This is a genomic window from uncultured Eubacterium sp. (genome assembly GCF_934525195.1).
GTDB lineage: Bacteria > Bacillota > Clostridia > Oscillospirales > Acutalibacteraceae > Eubacterium_R.
Window position 1 is genome coordinate 1 of the sequence record NZ_CAKSZA010000007.1, and the last position, 18,722, is coordinate 18,722.

General features: G+C 32.4%; 17 protein-coding genes. 8 read left to right on the forward strand and 9 right to left on the reverse strand.

Annotated elements, in window-relative coordinates; genetic code table 11:
• Nucleotides 1-202: 202 nt before the first annotated feature.
• From Q0E03_RS07525 to Q0E03_RS09100, 5 genes are all read left to right on the forward strand, one after another.
• Nucleotides 203-1,123 carry a tyrosine-type recombinase/integrase gene (locus tag Q0E03_RS07525; protein ID WP_297131162.1) on the forward strand — a complete coding sequence of 307 codons (921 nt, stop codon included), beginning with the start codon at nt 203-205 and terminating at the stop codon, nt 1,121-1,123.
• A 228-nt stretch (nt 1,124-1,351) separates the two neighbouring features.
• Nucleotides 1,352-2,263: a DUF3991 and TOPRIM domain-containing protein gene (locus Q0E03_RS07530; RefSeq protein WP_297131165.1), complete on the forward strand. Its 912-nt coding sequence runs from the start codon at nt 1,352-1,354 to the stop codon at nt 2,261-2,263.
• Nucleotides 2,263-4,143 carry a type IV secretory system conjugative DNA transfer family protein gene (locus tag Q0E03_RS07535; protein WP_297131168.1) on the forward strand — a complete coding sequence of 627 codons (1,881 nt, stop codon included), beginning with the start codon at nt 2,263-2,265 and terminating at the stop codon, nt 4,141-4,143. Before Q0E03_RS07530 ends, Q0E03_RS07535 begins: the two co-directional genes overlap by 1 nt.
• Nucleotides 4,121-4,390 (forward strand): helix-turn-helix domain-containing protein, encoded by a 270-nt coding sequence (locus tag Q0E03_RS07540; protein WP_297131171.1) that lies wholly within the window; start codon nt 4,121-4,123, stop codon nt 4,388-4,390. The genes Q0E03_RS07535 and Q0E03_RS07540 overlap by 23 nt, the downstream gene beginning before the upstream one ends.
• A gap of 211 nt (nt 4,391-4,601) precedes the next feature.
• Nucleotides 4,602-4,736, forward strand: coding sequence for an NlpC/P60 family protein (locus Q0E03_RS09100; protein WP_367270252.1), 135 nt, complete (start codon nt 4,602-4,604; stop codon nt 4,734-4,736).
• An 83-nt stretch (nt 4,737-4,819) separates the two neighbouring features.
• Here Q0E03_RS09100 and Q0E03_RS07545 read toward each other — a convergent pair whose 3' ends face one another.
• From Q0E03_RS07545 to Q0E03_RS07585, 9 genes are all read right to left on the reverse strand, one after another.
• Nucleotides 4,820-5,017, reverse strand: a complete 198-nt coding sequence (locus Q0E03_RS07545) for a hypothetical protein (RefSeq protein WP_297131174.1) — start codon at nt 5,015-5,017, stop codon at nt 4,820-4,822.
• A 54-nt stretch (nt 5,018-5,071) separates the two neighbouring features.
• Nucleotides 5,072-5,542, reverse strand: coding sequence for a hypothetical protein (locus Q0E03_RS07550; RefSeq protein WP_297131177.1), 471 nt, complete (start codon nt 5,540-5,542; stop codon nt 5,072-5,074).
• Between the two features lie 22 nt (nt 5,543-5,564).
• The gene (locus tag Q0E03_RS07555; RefSeq protein WP_297131179.1) at nt 5,565-5,954 is read right to left on the reverse strand and encodes a hypothetical protein; all 390 of its coding nucleotides are present in this window, start codon (nt 5,952-5,954) and stop codon (nt 5,565-5,567) included.
• 91 nt (nt 5,955-6,045) lie between these two features.
• Complete coding sequence (locus tag Q0E03_RS07560) at nt 6,046-6,171, reverse strand: hypothetical protein (protein ID WP_273431476.1); 126 nt, start codon at nt 6,169-6,171, stop codon at nt 6,046-6,048.
• Nucleotides 6,172-6,173: 2 nt separating this feature from the next.
• Nucleotides 6,174-9,281, reverse strand: a complete 3,108-nt coding sequence (locus Q0E03_RS07565; protein ID WP_297131182.1) for a S8 family serine peptidase — start codon at nt 9,279-9,281, stop codon at nt 6,174-6,176.
• Between the two features lie 191 nt (nt 9,282-9,472).
• Nucleotides 9,473-14,602 (reverse strand): RHS repeat-associated core domain-containing protein, encoded by a 5,130-nt coding sequence (locus Q0E03_RS07570; RefSeq protein ID WP_297131185.1) that lies wholly within the window; start codon nt 14,600-14,602, stop codon nt 9,473-9,475.
• A gap of 242 nt (nt 14,603-14,844) precedes the next feature.
• Complete coding sequence (locus tag Q0E03_RS07575) at nt 14,845-16,134, reverse strand: GHKL domain-containing protein (RefSeq protein WP_297131187.1); 1,290 nt, start codon at nt 16,132-16,134, stop codon at nt 14,845-14,847.
• Nucleotides 16,134-16,841, reverse strand: a complete 708-nt coding sequence (locus Q0E03_RS07580; RefSeq protein ID WP_297131190.1) for a LytTR family DNA-binding domain-containing protein — start codon at nt 16,839-16,841, stop codon at nt 16,134-16,136. Before Q0E03_RS07580 ends, Q0E03_RS07575 begins: the two co-directional genes overlap by 1 nt.
• Nucleotides 16,842-16,893: 52 nt before the next feature.
• Nucleotides 16,894-17,235, reverse strand: a complete 342-nt coding sequence (locus tag Q0E03_RS07585; protein WP_297131193.1) for a helix-turn-helix domain-containing protein — start codon at nt 17,233-17,235, stop codon at nt 16,894-16,896.
• 222 nt (nt 17,236-17,457) lie between these two features.
• Here Q0E03_RS07585 and Q0E03_RS07590 point away from each other — a divergent pair, with 222 nt between their 5' ends.
• From Q0E03_RS07590 to Q0E03_RS07600, 3 genes are read left to right on the forward strand one after another with little or no spacing between them, the layout of a single operon-like run.
• Nucleotides 17,458-17,598, forward strand: a complete 141-nt coding sequence (locus Q0E03_RS07590) for a cyclic lactone autoinducer peptide (protein WP_297131196.1) — start codon at nt 17,458-17,460, stop codon at nt 17,596-17,598.
• Nucleotides 17,588-18,175 carry an accessory gene regulator ArgB-like protein gene (locus Q0E03_RS07595; RefSeq protein ID WP_297131199.1) on the forward strand — a complete coding sequence of 196 codons (588 nt, stop codon included), beginning with the start codon at nt 17,588-17,590 and terminating at the stop codon, nt 18,173-18,175. Before Q0E03_RS07590 ends, Q0E03_RS07595 begins: the two co-directional genes overlap by 11 nt.
• Nucleotides 18,176-18,499 carry a helix-turn-helix domain-containing protein gene (locus Q0E03_RS07600; RefSeq protein WP_297131200.1) on the forward strand — a complete coding sequence of 108 codons (324 nt, stop codon included), beginning with the start codon at nt 18,176-18,178 and terminating at the stop codon, nt 18,497-18,499. It begins immediately after the preceding gene.
• Nucleotides 18,500-18,722 lie beyond the last annotated feature (223 nt).

An 18,722-nucleotide genomic window follows, 5' to 3' on the forward strand; every position in this document is an offset into this window, starting at 1 on the left:
TATTTGATAATTGAATATTATCCTCTACTCAAATATATTTTTTATTTTTAATAGCACAAAATGCTAATTAAATCTATACAAAATGCAAAAATGCACATTTTCCGTGCAAAATTGCATACTTTTTATAAATATCCATCATTTTCAATCGACTTTTGAGATAATCTCCGTCATAATTGATTTATCAATATACGGAGGATTTTTTATGTTTAATTTAGTTGATGAAAAGGATAAATATTTGATAGTCTGTAAGTCCTTAAAAGGTTTAAGTGACCTAACTCTCAAGGCTTACAAAATTGATTTGAAACAGTTTTGCGATTTTATGAAGCATCGTGACTGTTTTGACAAAAATGAACTCAATTCATATATCAATATGCTACACAATAAGTACAAGCCAAAAAGTGCCAAACGAAAGATTGCCTGTGTTAAAGCATTTTATCGGTATATGGAAATTGAGGATATTATTGAATTCAATCCGTTCCATAAAATCATTTTGAAATACAAAGAAGCCTTAAAGTTGCCAAGAACGATACCATTGAACTGTATTCAGAATATGCTTGCCTACGCATACAAACAACATTCCATTACTGTTACTAAGTATCAAAAAGAGGTGGCTCTTCGAAATATCGTTGTTCTGGAACTGCTGTTCTCTACCGGTATGAGAGTTTCGGAAATTTCGAATCTGAAAACTTCAGCTATCAATCTCGGAGATAACACAATTCGTATCTTCGGCAAAGGCTCAAAAGAACGCATTATGTGCATAAGTAACGATTTATGTAAAACGATAAGCAATTACCTGATAAGCCGTTCGCAAAAGTCTTATTACCTATTGGTAAATAGGTTAGGCAATCGCTTATCTGAGCAGTCCATACGATATATGGTTAATGATTATGCAAATGCTGTTGGAGCACCATTGCACATTACACCACATATGTTCAGACATACTTTCGCAACTGAGCTCCACAATGAAGATGTGGATATAAGATACATTCAGCAGTTTCTCGGACATAGTTCTATTGCTACAACACAAATATATACCCATATCAGCACAAGCAAAACCCGTGAGATATTAGAGTCAAAGCATCCGAGAAATAAGATGAATTTGTCCTTAAATAAAAAAGAATAATACACTTTTAATATAGGCTTTATTGGCAAATTGTCAATGCAAAATGCAAAACTGCACATTTTTTCTACAAAAACGTATCATTTTTATATCTTGACACTAAAAATATCAAAAATTTTGTGTTTCATATATATAGTGTCGAAAATTGCAAAAGGCAACACAAAAAATTTGAATTTTTGAAAGAATTTTTACAATAATTATATGTTGATAAAAAACAAAGGAGGTCTTAAATTGTCATCATATATTCATTTTACAGAAGAAGAAAGAGAACGAGCAAGAACTACAGATATTGTAGAACTGCTCAAAAGTCAGGGTGAAACTTTGAAAAGGTCAGGCAGTGAATATGAATGGCTTGACGGAACACAGAAGGTCACTATTAGAGGAAACCTTTGGTTTCATCAGTATGAAAGAGTCGGCGGTGATGCAGTAGGCTTTGTCAGAAAGTTCTATAACAAAGAATATGCTGAAGCTGTGCAGTTTCTTTTAGATGGAAAATGCGGTGCTGTCATCAGAACCAAACCAAAAGAAATTGAACGAAAACCATTTGAAATGCCCAAAGCATATTGGAATATGAACAGAGTCAAAGATTATCTGTGCAATGTCAGAGGTATTGATGAGGATATCATTCAGGCATTTGTGGATAAGAAAATGATTTTTGAATCATTAGATTATCACAATGCGGTGTTCGTTGGTTTTGATAAAAACGGTGTTCCTCGTCATGCTAATAAGCGAGGGATACTCAAAAGCAACACATTCAAGGGAAATGCTGAAGGCAGTTTAGATGAGTTTGCATTCCATTGGATTGGAACGAATAACAAACTATTCTTGTTTGAGGCGCCCATTGATATGCTCTCATATATATGTATGAATAAAGAAAATTGGAAAGAAAATAGTTACGCAGCATCCTGCTCCATCTCGGACAGGGTGCTTTTTCAATGCCTGAATGATTATCCGAATATCAATGAAGTGTTCATAGGTTATGATAACGATTTTTATGGTCAGAGAGCTGCTAAAAGAACACAAAATAAATTGGATAATATGAATGGTTATAAATCAGAAATAATTGTTCCGTCATATAAAGACTGGAATGAAGATTATTTAAATGCAGACGAAGAAGGGAGTGAAATCAATTGGGTAATATAATGGCTTTGGTTGTAGTTGCAGTTGTAATGGTGTCTATTCTTAGTGGAATAACATTGTTGACACATGTCTACAGCTTAAATGAAATTAAAAATAAAACGGTTGGTAACGGACAGCATGGTACTGCTCGTTGGGCAACTAAAAAGGAAATCCATGACACCTATGCAGAAGTACCATTCAATCCGAAAGAATGGCGTAAAGGAAACTGTCTGCCAACAGAACAAGGTTTGATCGTTGGCTGTAAAGGAACTAAGTTCGACACAACAGCACTTGTGGATACAGGAGATGTTCATGCACTTATGATTGGTGCTGCCGGTGTTGGTAAAACAGCATATTGGATGTATCCGTGTATTGAATATGCTCTTGCAACAAGTATGTCTTTCTTGTCAACCGATACCAAGGGTGACATCATGCGAAACTATGGCACGATTGCCCAAAAGTATTATGGTTACAACATATCAGTCATTGATCTGCGTAATCCTACCAAGAGTAATGGTAACAATCTTTTACACCTTGTAAATAAGTATATGGATATGTATCAGAAAAATCCGAAGATGTTAGTTTACAAGGCAAAGGCAGAAAAGTATGCAAAGATAATTGCTAAAACCATAATCCTGTCAGGAATGGATGCCGCCTCCTTCGGACAAAACGCATATTTCTATGATGCCGCTGAAGGTCTGTTGTCAGCAACAATATTGCTTGTTGCTGAATTCTGTGAGCCTGAAGAAAGACACATTGTATCAGTGTTCAAAATCATTCAGGAACTGTTGGCTCCTGCAAAGGGTAAAGGCAATAAAGGAAAGAATCAATTTCAGACCTTAATGGAACTTCTTCCTGATGAACACAAAGCAAAGTGGTTTGCAGGGGCAGCTCTGAAAACAGCAGAACAGAGTATGGCTTCTGTTATGTCTACTGCATTATCAAGACTTAATGCTTTTCTCGACTCAGAACTTGAGCAGATTTTGTGTTTTGATACAGAGATAGATGCAGAGCGATTCTGTAATGAAAAGTCTGCAATTTTTCTTGTAATGCCTGAAGAAAACCCGAACACGTTCTTTATGATTTCCTTAATTATTCAGCAGTTATACAGAGAGATACTCTCGGTTGCTGATGAAAACGGTGGTAAACTTAAAAATCGCTGTGTATTTTTCTGCGATGAGTTTGGCACGCTGCCCAAGATAGAATCAGCAGAAATGATGTTCAGTGCATCCCGTTCAAGACGATTACAGATTGTGCCGATTATACAATCCTTTGCTCAGCTTGAAAAGAACTATGGTAAGGAAGGCAGTGAGATTATTATTGATAATACACAACTCACAATATTCGGTGGTTTTGCTCCAAATAGCAGCTCGGCAGATGTATTGTCAAAAGCACTTGGCAGCAGAACAGTCATGACAGGCTCGGTAAGCAGAAGCAAGAACGATCCGTCACAGTCACTGCAAATGATAGAAAGACCATTGATGACACCCGATGAGTTAAAGTCTCTGCCCAAGGGAAACTTTATTGTTATGAAAACAGGCTGTTATCCGATGAAAGTGAAGCTGAAATTGTTTTTCAAATGGGGTATTGAATTTGAAGAACCATATGAAATGGAAGAACAGGGAAATCGTGAGGTTAAGTATGCCAATAAGAATGAATTGATAGATGAGATAATACGCAGATATCATCCTGAATGGATGGATCCTGCTGAGGAAAATGAAGATAACAACAACTCATCATCAGGCGGTCAAAATCATGTAAAGGCAGAACAGTCTGTTGAAAATGAAAAAACAGAAGCAAATTACGATGAAAGTCAACAGAAAGCCGAAGAACAGGATAAGTCTACTTCTATTAAAATTGAACCACCATCAAGAAAAGAGGATGAACAAGATAGGCAGACTTAATCATATTTACAAAGCAGATTTGTCACACCGTGCTGTATCTGTATATATCTATCTTTTTGACAGAGCCAATAAGGATGGAGAATGCTGGCCCTCTATTCCTACCATAGCAAAAGAATTAAAACTCTCTGAATCAACAGTTCGGAGAGCTTTGAAAGATTTAAGAAAAGAAGGCTTTATCATTACTGAACAGAGATACAGAAAACATGGCGGCAAGAGCAGTCTGCTTTACAAATTGAAAATGCAATGAACAAAAAGAAAATCCTTCCGCCAAAAGAGTATTATGATCAATTGGTGGAAGGTGGCTCCTGTCATCATGATAGGTGTAGTGAAGTACCCATCTTAAATATATACAACAGAAAGAGTATTTACTTGATTTAATATACGACAAAGATAACCTCTATAAAATTTACTGATTTATAATATGAATATGTTGGAAAATATCAAGTAATTTTAGTAAGATACAGGTTGGCGCAACTGTCTATGGATATGCTTCTAATCCCTACAGTCATGTTGGTATCTATATTGGTAATGGTCAGGTAGTTCATAACCTGTCAGGAACTGTAACCGTTAACAAACAAATCGTAAAGCATTAAATTATAGCTAAAAATAATATTGTCGTTCGAATTATTCATTTTAAGAATTTTTTTCTGTAATTCAAACGCTTTTTTCAACTTATTTAGCTTAAAACCTTTGAATATGTTAGTGAGATATTGTGAATACTTGGTTTATCAACTTTATCGGGCTTGCCGACTTTGATAATAATATCGAATACACTATCTTCAAAATATAATCCTGTTTTAGTAATAATCTTACATTTTTTATCGTAAATATCCGTTGATTTCACTTTGTTTTGAGAAGAAAAAGATTTTCTCATGTATATATCGACCTCCTTTTTGCAATAGTAATTAATTTATTGATAATTCAAATTTTAGAATAGATTTTCGGTTAATGAAGAATCACCCATTTTATATGCGGCACCTTCAATTTCGCTGTTAGCGAATTTTAAGTAGTAGCAATCATCTTCTCCCATATAAATTGTACCGAAAACACCTTCAGTATTATCGTCGTATATTGCTATAAGTTCAGCAAAGGATGTCTTCATTTTTACATCGGGAACAGTGGCATTCTTTTCTGCATCTAATAAATCTGCTATATCATCTTCGTCAAAATCAACATCCATTTTGAAACCACTGTAATTTACATAAAACTTTTTAATCTTTTTTTCAGTATCTTTACTTGGCTCAGTTGATGTTTCTGTAACTGTATCAGTTTTTTTCTCTGATACAATTTGATTATTGTTTTTTGATGATATCTTATTTTCAGATGATGTATTATTACTGCAGGAAGCTAAAGCAAATGAAATAATAATACACATAATGATTAATAATACTTTTTTCAAAATTCTTCTCTTTTCTTATGTTTTAATACCACTTATCAATCCAGCCGTCTTTATCAGTAGAAATCTTTGTTGGATTTGCAGTTGAAGTTGTTTCTTTTTCGGTTGGCTTAACTGCAGCAGTAGTTGTAGTAGTTTTATCTCTTTTCGTTGTTGTTTCAAATTCAATTTTATTATCGTCAGAATTTTCAGAGGAATTGTTCTGTGCCTGTTTTGTTGATGAAATTGTTTTTTCAGTAGTAGTTAGAATGGTAGTATGTTCTTTAGTAACATATTCACCATTCTTTTTTGCGACCGCTTTGCCGTTATCATCCGTTACAATTTCAGCGAAAACAGTGGCGTTTTTATCTTCTGTCACAGGCTCATAATAATGCGTTGTGCCTTGTTCATCCGTAACAGCAGTTGTAGAGGGCAACTGAATGTTGCCCTCCTTATTGACTGAACATGAAACAAAAATACTGACTATAACAACAATTATTGAAATAATAAGTAATTGCTTTTTCATATTACCATCCATCACTGCCGTCAACAATATTGTCATCAGGCTTAATATCGTTGATGCTTGTTGTGATAACATCAACTGTTTTGAATTCTTCAATATAAGCAGCTGGCTTTAAGTATTTTTCCTTCATTGCTATGCCTCCTTGGCAAGTAAATTTTTAACAGCATTTTTTGTGCTTAAATCAATCTCATCATCAGCTAAAACAAGGTCAGCAACACTCTTGAATGAAGCCTTTTGAACATTTGAATAAAAATACATTCCGTCAATACAAATATATGCTCTTGCCGTTATTTCTCTGCTCTGATAAGAATCAGGAATGTTTGCAATAACAAGATTGAATGATGTATTGTCACCGTTTGTTACACGATTATTTGCAACGAGCCGCTTAACATTCTTGTTATCCACAGTGTCTATAGAAAGATTTTCTGCACCTTTCTGACTGTAAATAAATCCGTATTCAATATTGCTTGCAAGCTCTTCAACTTCAGGTATTGCAGTCCAGTCAAAACCAAATCTCAAGCCGGCAACGGATGTGCAGATTGATTTACCTTTAGCGTGTGTGTTAATACCCTCCACTAAATCTTTGTTATTTTCATCAACAGCACGGCTGTCACTCGGAATAAAATTCAATCCATCAGGATAATAAATCCATTCTTTTTTTGCCCATTGTTCAGCAAAAGAGCCTGTAGGTGCAACAACAGTATATTTTCCGTTTATGTTGCTTTCTAGATTGGTGCCTACCTTTAAACTATCTGATAAATATAATGTAAAATTATCATTTTCAGGAAAATAGAAATAGCCGCTTATACTTTCAAGATTTGGTGCAAAAAGGAAGTCAAGCTTATCGCAAGCTTTAAAGTTTGAGCGTTTGTAATTGAATTTTGTTGCTGAAGGTGCGTAAATAAATTCAATGACAGGTTTCTTACCGTTTTTAATTTGCTGCAATCCCACATCGTCAAAATCAAATGCAGGAACTTGTTTTAACTTTGGCGCATATATGTTCTTTAGTGAAAATGCATTGATAAATTCAGCATCAATTATACTTTCTATGCTTTCTGCATTTTCAATGTTCACAGTTTCTATATACTCACCCGTGAAATCACCGCCGCCAAGTGTTTTGCACATCGGCAGGTTTATTGTTTTTGAAAATGCATCTTTAAATGCGTAGCCCCAAAGCTTTGTGCAATTTGGTAAATCTATAATTTCAAATGGTGCTTCTGCAAAACCGTTAGATCCAACTTCTGTAATTTTAGAAAAATCCATATCCTGCGGTAATGAAACACATCCGCCAAAAGCATATTCTCCTATTTTGTAAACATTCGGGATATATACACTTTCAAGCAAAGTACATCCTCTGAAAGCACCATTAAGATCTGTCAGTTTAGGTAAAGATGCTGTTTTTACAGGCGTAGACTCAAATGCTCTGTTTATATATATTAAATTTGGAAAATCAGCCTCGGTTATACCTGTCCCGGAAAGACATTGTATTTCGGCAGTTTTAAGGTTATCCTTAAAAGAAAAAGTATTTATCATACTGCAATTATAAAACGCTTCTTCGCCAAGATAAGTTATATTCGGCATATATTCTTCATTAAGAGAAAAACAGTTTTTAAACACTGCCGTATTCCAACAGCTTTCAACTCCTTCTGCCACAATTCGCTGCAGTGAACTGTTTTCAAAGGCATTGCTCTTTAATTCATCTATTGTTTTTGGTAATTCTATATTAACAATATCACTGTTTTTAAAACAGTTTTCTCCGATAGCAGTAGGTGTTATTCCTTTAATAGTATCAGGCAGTTTGATAGCAACATATTTACCGTTATATGATGTTATTGTTCCGTCATCAGTAATTTCAAAATCATTTTCATCGGCATTTCTGAATATCTGATAACTTGCAGAAGTATATTGGCTGTGAAGTGAACTGCCAACGATTGGAAAGGCAGCGGCAATTATAGTTGCGTGAGTATCAATTGTAATCGGACCTGAATATTTTGTTCCGTTTGATGCACTTGGTAAAGTATTATTAGTAGTATAAATGATTTTTGTGTTAAGTCTGTCTGCAGATGTCAATTCCACTTTGATAGTGTCATCATATTGTCCGCCCTCATAATTAAATGTGACAGGGCTTTTTCTATCGCCATCAATAAGATTAAAATAATTAAGTAGCCCTGCACCTGCCCACAATTTGTCTGCAGATTTGTTTGTATTGAATGCAGAAGCCTTGATTTTTTCATATACTTCATCAGGAGTCAGTGTATTATTTTGCATAAGAACAATTGCAGCAGCCGCTGAAACAAAAGGAGCAGAGGCTGATGTACCTGTAAAACTGTTTGTATATCCACCACCAAGTTTAGATGTGTATACATTCGTCCCGGGAGCAGCTATGTCAACAGTAGTTCCGTAATTTGAAAAAAAACATTTTACTCCATTTGGGTCAAAGGCAGAAACAGCAAAAACATTTTCATCATTTGCAGGTGTGCTGTCTGCAGTATCAAGATTTTCATTTCCTGCACTTGCAATTAAAGCAATTCCACTTTTTTTCAGTTCTTCAAGCAATTGCGTTTCGGTTGGGAGAGGTTTTCCATATCCGCCAAAACTCATATTGATTACATCAGGCTTCTCATTCATATTAAGTATATATTCATAAGTGCATATAAGAGATGAAGTATACACATGCCCGTCCGCACTGCCTGCTTTAAAGCCCTGAATTTTCACATTATCGGTAGTAGCCTGTGCAATGATTCCTGCACAGCTTGTTCCGTGACCTTGGTCATCCATTTCATCATTTTGATTACCTGATGTGCTGAAATTAGTGTTTGTTCGTAAAACTCTTGACTTAAGAAGAGAATGTGTATAATCAATACCAGAATCAATAATTCCGACAGTTACATCGGATAACTTTTTATTTTTAAAATATTTAACAGTTGTATCTGATTCTGTAAATGTGTACGCCCATTTTTCATCATTAGAAAAATTTGCATATGAAGTGGCATTGAGATTATATATTCTGTCATTAGATACAGTTAAGCCTTGCTTTTTATACTGAAATGCTGCCTTTTGAGTATCTTCCTCATTATCAAACTGAATAAAAGCATAACCTAAACCATAAACCTCATCAACAGAATCATATGTGTTGATTTTTGATTTAGTTTCAACAATCAGTCTGTTGTCAACTGTTATACTTTCCGAATCAGAATTATCTAATTTTTCTTCGTATTCAGTATTATATTCATCTGTCATTTTAATAATATTTTCACTAACAGTCAGTGCGTTATTTTGCTTTATTTCTGCTGCTATTACACTTTGACAAGGATATATCACAGATGTAAACATTGTTAATATCAGTATTATACTAATAAGCTTTTTCATAATATCATTACCACTTTCTAACTGATACAGATATGCCCAATGGCATATCTGTATCATAAATTTTAATCAATAGATTCTGAAACCTTATATGGTGTATTTTGCTCGTTTACAGAATACTTTGTTACAGAAGATGTATTTTTATCAATAGCAGATTGAATGTAATTAAATCCATATCCGTTATCAACAACATCTTTTTGCTTGTGTAAAGTTTCATCCCAATAGGATTTTGCATCTGCATCTAAGGTGCTTCTTAAACCAAGACTGAGGGTATCTAATCCTGTTGAAATTTCACCGAAGTATTTTGCTGTTGAGCGATTTTCTTTAATCAGGTTATTTGTGCTGTTTACTAATTGAGGTACAAAGGAATCGCTTATAACCTGATCGGGAGAATTGAAACCTGTTTTAGTTATGTTATTTACAGGATCATTACCGCAATAGTTGAAGAGATTTGAATTATATACGCTGCTCATATCTTCTGTTAAGGTCATAGGGTCGCTGGCATTGATAAATCTGCCCCAAGCTGGCGAATAATATCGTTTCTTTCCGTAATATAAACCTGTTTCAATATCATAAATATATCCTTTGAAACCTTGTTCAACACTTACAAATATTCCACTTAAATACATTGCTATAACAAGAGCACAGACGAATGCCGAAATTAAATCAATCCACCATGTTCCTGTTTGCTGGCCTTTATATTCATTTAATATATCTTGGACAAATGTGCCCATATAATTTGGCGTCATATTTCCATAAGCATCATAGGACATAGAAATAATTACTTTTTCACTTGGATCATATATTTCAGTAATATTGCCTTGACCATCTTTTACAAAAGTGTAATTTGCAGACTGATCCCAATCTAACTTTTTTATTGCATCGTTGATTTCTACTGAAGTATTTTTATCAGAAGGTTCACCCTCATTTGCAACAACGCAAACACCAACTATATCATTGTTGCTGTAGATTACCTTGACAGTTTTATCATAATAAAGAACTTTTTCGCCAGTGTTTGAAGGGGATTGTGAATCATTTTCAGTTAGTTCTCCATAGAACTGAGCTCTGTAACCGGTGATAATATCACCATCCCAAATATATTCTATTCTTGATGTAGGCACAGTATCATGTTTGCTTTCATAATAGGTTTTGGAAGTTCTTTTTCCGTCACCATCATATGTATATTTATAAATGTCGTTGCCATTACTGAAAGAGGTTAACAAGTCACCATTCCAAGTCATTGTACCTGAAATAGAGGAATAATCCATACCATTTCCTGCATAATCCAACGGATTTCCTGCTTTATCATAAGTAATTGTTTTACCATTATAACTTGTAAGATAATCTGTCATGCCGTTTGATTTATATGTAAGATTTGTGGTTGTTCCATTTGATTTTGGATTAAAAGACAATTTATCAGTGCTGTAATCATATGAATAATCGCTACTTGTTAAATTTTCATAAGAAACTTTTTTAGAAATGTTTCCGCCTTCATTATAATAATATCTTATTGCAGTATGGGATTCGGGGTTAATTTCTAAAGAAATCTGACCACCCTCATCATATTGATAATGACGAACTAAATCTCCTTCGTTATATGCATACGAGGTCTTGTTTGACGGAGCAAGAGTGATATTATTTGTTGATTTCTTAAATACAGATGTTACTCTACCGACATTGTCATATTTATAGCTCCATTTTGCTGATATACGGGTATTCTCATATTTTTCAGGCAAAATTTTATTAGAACGTTTTGAAAGTTCGGTTTCGTAATGGGAAACTAAATTTGTCTGTCTATTGTTAATACCCTCAACATATTTTGTACTGGAGGTTAATCTATAATGTGTGTTTTTGTCGGTATTACCCTTGTTTTCTACTGATGTACTCATCGTTCTGTCAAAAGTATCTAAAACAGTTTCAGCTTTTACTGTATGCCCTTGAACAGCAGAAACTATATATGAATCTTTGATTGTAGTTTTTGTTTTATCTCTTGATTCAGATGAAGATTGTGAGTATGAAAACGATGTGCCAAAGAGATTTATTCTACTGCCTGTATTAGAATAAATTGTTGAGCCGTTTTTCTTTACAGTAGAGCCTTTTTTTGTGTAAGTTGTAACTGTATTTGAAACCTCATCGGTCATCTCTGCAACAGATCCGTCACTGTTATACTTATATGAGTAAACATAGGTTTCTTTTTCATCACCTGATTTACCATTATCATAGATAGTCTTTGTTATATTGTCTCCGGAATATTCATAGACAATGCTTGCACCATTACCAAAAATCACTTTGCCAACATTATCAAGATTATATTCATATGATATGGAGTAATCAATATTGGAATTATCTTCAGCAGATTCCTTTACAATTACATTTTCAATCTTGCCATTTGGGTTATATGTGTACTCATAAAGACAACCATTATGATAAATTGAAGAAATTCGGTCATTATCATCATAAGAATATTCAACAGTCTGATTAATGGTATCGCCTTCAGCAGTAGTGATTGCTTGTTGAACAGAGGTTAATACACCTATTCCGCTATATGTATATTGAGTGTTTTTGGACGAATCCGTATTTTTACCTTTTGATGTAAGTAATCCGCTGCCACAATCATAATTATAATATGTTACTTTTCCTGCTTCTTCAACCTGTGATTTATAATGCGAAGAATCATACTCATAATGCTTGCCGAGTGTTTTGTCACCGGTTCTTACTTTTATAATATCGGTAATTTGACCATATTCATTTCTGACAATATCATATTTAGGAAGACCCGGTTTAGGAACAACAGGAGGGGCATTATCTATAGTTGCTACATACATTTTTAAATCGTCAAAATAGCACTCTCCTGGCATATTTAAACTATTGATTTCAATTTTAACTTTAGAAATAGTCTCTGGAATATCAATGACACACTTTGAAGTTTGCCAGTTATTTACAATATTATAATCAAAATATGTTTCACCTACAGGTTTACCGCTCGCTGCACCGTAAACTCTTACAGAATAATATCTATTATTTTCATTTGAATTATCTCCGTCATTCTTAAAAGGTAGTGCTTGCTTACAATAAGCTGAGCAGGCAAGGACATATGATTCTCCCGGAGTTACATTTACTGTTTGAGTAGCTCCTCTCCCTAATATACTATCAGATGTAAATGCCATAACCTTATTGGCTGTGCTGCCATTTTCTTTTATTGGTGCATTGTCAGTTATGGTCGATGTTTCAGTAAGTGCCCAATTATCTGCTTTTTCAAAATCACCATTTGAAATTATATTTTTTGAAGAAGCATCTTCGTATATTAAGTGCTGCAATTTTTTATTTGTATAATTTAAATAGTATTCTTGCCCATTATAATCTTTATAGTGTATAAGATTTGAATCCTGATCATAGTGCATAATTTTTTCGGATTTATTTAATATATCCGAAAAAACACGATTATATGTATTGTCCATAGGTGAATTGATTTCCACTTCATTAGAAACAACACCATTTGTTTTCAAAGTGTACTTAGAAAGAACATTTGATTTAGCAATACCATTTTGGTAATTTAATGTTAAATCTATTCCAGCACTGTTAGAAGAACTATTTTCATATGCAGTAACATTGAGAATTCTGCCGTTTTCATTATAAGAATATGATGCATAGTATCCGTCAGGATAAGTAACTTTATTCAACCTGTGATTTTCATCATAAGAATACAAAACAGCAATGTTCTTGCCATTTACTTTGGCAGGCTGTTCTGAGTCGTTTGAAATATAATAAACGGTGATTGAAGTTAATAAACCATTCTCATAATTGTATCTGTATTTTCTATTAGAGCCATCGGTAATATATGAAATATTTTCTCCGTCATAGGTGATTTCAACTTTATTTACATATTGCTTTTTATTTTCATCCTTACCTTCAGTAAAAACATATTCGATTTTTGTAACATAACCATTTGAGTCGATTGTTGAAAAATGATATTTAGTATTATCTTTTTCACTTTCTATCGTGATTTTGCCATAATCAGTTCTCTCGCTGGAATCTGAAGATAAAATATATTTATCACCTGAACTATTTGAGCCGACAAAATCATTACCGCTGCTGTGTATGAAGAATATATATTCACCTTCGCAGTTTTTCCAATAGTATTCTCCGTTTTCAAATTGAAGAATGCTATAATAATTTGTACGAGTGTTAATACCGTCAGATGGATTATTGTCAATTGCCGCAGGATTAATTATTGTTTGAATATTAACCTGTGCAAGTTCATCATATACGCTTAAATCATTTCTGACAATCAGTGGAGAGCAGGTGTAATCATTAACATATAATGTTCCGGCTCTGTCCAAATCTACAGTCTCCGACTCTATTGTTTTATCAACATCACCAATTTCACGATAGTATATACCTAACACTATTGACTTAACCTCAATTGATGTATCTCCATATTTAGGCTCAAGGGCTATTCCTGTATTTTTGTATAGTCCCAATGAACTATAGTGTGCATATGATGTTATATCTAATTGACACTCTTCATTATTGCTTGTAGCTATATGTTTGTCTATAATCACATTATTTTCTGTTAACAGTGGTGCATTTTCAATTTGAGTCAGTTCGTTTTTTAGTTTTCTAACTTCAATGAAGTTTTTATTATTTTTTGTATCGACATTTCCTGTAAATACCGTTAATGTTGCATTGTTTATAAATACTTGTTTATCGGTTATAATACTTGGTTTAACATATATACAACTTCTAATACCATTTTCAGTTTTATTTGAACTGGCAATACGCATCGGATTTTTATCTATGCCGTTAGAAAATAAAGTTAAAGTTTCGCTTTCATAAAAACCTGTTTCGGTAGGATTAGAAACTGAATATGCAGCAATTTCACTTACTGCATTTTCTGCATCCGAAATAGTATCAATGTTATTATCTATTTCTGATATTTCCTGCCATTGACCATTAACATTGTTGTGAATAGGAACGGCAGCTGATACTTGATAATATCCGCCGTCCTCTGTCATATATGTTTTTGAATTTTCCGTACGCTTACTTTCAATTTCATATTTGATTGAAACTTCGTCAGCAGAAAATTCATAATCATTTTCAAACTCTTCCATTGCATAGGTAGTAGCAGGTATTACTGTTATTGCCATTACCACTGCAAGAAAAACTGAAAGGGATTTTTTAAATTTCTTTTTCATTGGAAATCCTCCTTTTTATATCTTTTTTATTTGAATTTTATTGTGATTTAACCTTCATTTCTCATTTTCATTATTGTACATTGTCATTTTATACCTTAAATTATATATGAATATAAATTCAACATTTTAACAGAACTGCATTATTTTTTCTACGAAATTGCACATCTTAAACGAAATTTATATTTGACAGAAGAAAAGCACACAGGCAAAACCTGTGTGCTTTATGTGTTATACATTGATTATTATGATTTTGGAAAGATAATGGATATATTGAAGGTTTTATCTTTTTCATTATAATACCATTCGATATCTCCATCGTATTTTTTTAATGCCTTGCTTATACTTTTAAAGCCATATCCGTGTAATCCTTGGTCGTTTTTTGTGGATACCAATTTACCATTTTTTAGGGTCGGTGGAATATCACAAGAGTTAGATAAATCGACCGTCATCATACTGCCGAAACTGTTAATTGCCAAAGATATTTCCTTAGTTGATGATTTTTTAGTAGCATCAACCGCATTATCAAGAAGATTATTAAAAATAGATGTTAAATCATTGTCAGCTATAAAGCTCAAATCTGATGAATGTATATCTGTTTTTAATTGAATATTTTGCTTTGAAGAAACATATTTATATTTATCTATTATCAAATCAAGCAGTTTATTAGAGGTTTTACCTATTTTATTGCTGTCTGATAAATCAGTTAATAAGTTTGATATATATTTTTTCGCTTTTTCTGAATCTTCAGATAAATTATAAATATTTCCAAGATGCTTTTGCATATCGTGAACAAAAATCTGCAATTCTTCATTTTGATGTTCAAGCAGTTCAAAATATGTATTTTCTATATCCTGTTTTTGTTGTATAGCCCTTAATTCTAATAATTCACTTTTTCTTTTTGCAGATTGCTGTTGCAAAATACATGTTACTATTATTACAAAAATTAGGATTATAGATGATACCGCCATTACAATATGACTTTGAGTTGTTAAATCATTTTGATAAGATATAATGACAAAGACAACTATAACAATTAACAGCACTATGGGGTAAATATAAAATTCAAAATCAAATTTTTCATTAGATTTAAAACTGTTTATTATATGACTTACAATCTTGAGTGTAAAGAAAAGAAGAGATTTACTAAAAACAATAAGTAGTGAATAAAAGGAAATGTCATTAATAAAAGCACGTGAATTGGCTCCCGTTGCTGCAGATATTAAATCTATAACTACGATTTCAGAAACTGTTATTAAGCAGGCGAACATTATTGAATAAAAAATTGAGGTTGGAATCTTTTGCTTATATAAAAAAAGTGAAAAAAAGAAATGAAATATCAATAATACAATATTATTAATGATAACATTATAATTAAAAGCAAGATTCATACCACACATCATCAAATATCCGATAATTATAATGGAAATTCTTTTCAGTTTACCTTTAGATTCCTGAGATATACTTTCATAAAAATAGAACGCTATTAAAGCTTCTATTATCTGCAAGCAGATATTCAGTAATTCTGATATCATTATTTTCTCCTTTTTAAATAATCCCAGAAAATTTTTCTAAAATCTTTTTGGTTGCGATAGGAAATAGGAATTATTTTTCCGTTTTTTAGAGTTACTTCATTTCTTTTGTATTTGTCCACGTATTCCATATTGAGAATAAAGCTTTTATGTGGTCTGCTGAAACAGACATTTGTAAGTTTATGTTCCCAATAATCAAGATTTTCTGATGACTCATAATTATTATTTTCAGTAAATATTATTGTCTTATGATCGCCAATTTCAATATACATAATTTCGTTTGCTCTAATCTTTACAGCAGTACCTGAAAATTTGAGAAAAAAGCTTATTTCGTCTTCATTAATCAATTCAACGGCCTTATCAATACCACCATATAATCGCATATTATCAATAGGTTTTTTGATAAATCTCAATGCAAATAAATCCATTGCATCATCTATGTATTTTTCATATGCGGTAATAAAAAATACGATAACATTTTTATTCTTTTCTTTCAAAGATTTAGCAATGTCGAGACCTGACACATTATCAATTTCAATATCAAGGAAAGCTATATTATATGCATTTGGAGAATGAATTGCCAGCATGCCGTTTGCAAATGTATCAATATGGTATGTGATACTATGGTCATAGCAATAATCACTAAGACATTTTTGTATTTGCTCTATGTATTTTTGTTCATCATCACAAATTAAAGCATTGATAACCATAATTCACCTCATAATAAAAAAGTTCAGGTTTCCCTGAACATAATATAACATATTATTTTTTATTTTTCAATTCTACATTACTTTCGTAAAATGCAAGAACCATTTGATGTATTATGATTTGTTGTTCTTCATCCATATGTTTGATTAAATCTACAGTATTTTCGAGAACAGTTCTATGATTTGCTCCGCAAATTAACTCACACGGACATATATCTAACGCATCACACAATTTTCGCAGTGTCTTATAAGAAAGTTTGTTATTGCCGCACTCAATATTAGACATTTGATTTCGTGAAATACCAATTAATTCAGCCAATTTTTCTTGTGTAAGATTAGCTGATTCACGGAAATGTTTAATTCTTTCTGCTATTAAATCATCTTCTAAAAGTAACATTCTATCACCCTTGTTAATCATAGCATTAGTTGATATTTTCGTACACAAAGTATGATTATGAAATGCAAAATTAAACTTGTCACGAGCAATATATTTTTTTACATTTCACAATTTCACTTGGAATATTGTGCAATTTTGTAAAATAAATTCTGAAACTTTTTTATATTATTGAAGTATTAATAGATAAACAGTAAAATGTGGCTTATAAGGAGGTGAATTTGTATGAATAATACAATAAAAAAGGTAGTTGAATTTCTTAACTTTTCTCTTAAAGTGGATGCTAATTCAACAAGTACAGGAGCTGCCTATCAGCCAAAGGCTCCTGTAAAACTTGATGAATTCAAAATAAAAAATGATAAATAATATTTCAGAATTCATTGCACAAAAATGGGTAGATAAAAATATAATTTCTGAAGAAGATTATGAACTATACCACTATGGGTGGTTTGTGGTTTTATCTGATTTATGGTTGTTTATATTTAATCTAATAATTGGCGTAATATTTGATATTACATTATCAAGTATAGTTTTCTTTGTAGTATTTTTTTTAATACGACGATTTGCAGGTGGTTTTCACGCAAAGACAGAGTTACATTGTCAAATAATATCATTATCATTTCTGTTTTTTAGCATTGCTGCTATTAAGTATGTATTTATTAATATAGATAATGTTTACCTATTCATTATTCATTTGATATGTGTTATTGTTTTGCCACTTGTTTCACCGGCAGATACACCCCAAAAACCACTTTCATTAAATGAAAAAAATCAATTCAAGAGAATAATCGGTTGCATAGGTGTCGCTTTATTTATAGTAAACTGTGTTTTGCTGTATTTTAATATTAAATTTCTTTCAACCGCAATTATATGTGCTTTTGTTTTGGAAACCATTTTAGTGATTTTCGGGAGATTGTTGAATTGCAAATTAGCTGAGAATTAATTGAACTTTGGTACTTTATTAAAAGAAAAAAGAAAACAAAGAAATATATCACTAAGAAAAATGTCTGAATTGGTGAACTTGGGATATTCATATCTATCTGACATTGAAAATGATAAAAAACCTGCACCGAATGATAAATCTGTATTGCTTATGGCAGATATACTGCATTTATCAGAAAATGAACGAATAGCATTTTTTGATAGTGCAGCTTTTTCAAAAGATAAAGATAAAAATAATTTTCATATTCCTGTTGATATAAGTGCATATATTAGTAGCAATGAAGATATAAAATCTCAAATCAGACATAATAAAAATAAAACATAGAAAACCGAAAGTATGTCCCTTATGGGATATATTTTCGGTAGATATGTTCTCAATTAGCGAACAAAAAGATAGGTTATAAAAGATAGAAGTCGGAGTGATCCGGCTTCTATCTTTTTGTTCTTTTTGAAAGGACGATATAACTATCTCTTTTTGGCAGCCTTATGTAGCAAAATATCCATAATCTCTGGATTTTAAAAATCAGAAAATTCAAAATTCGGAGGTT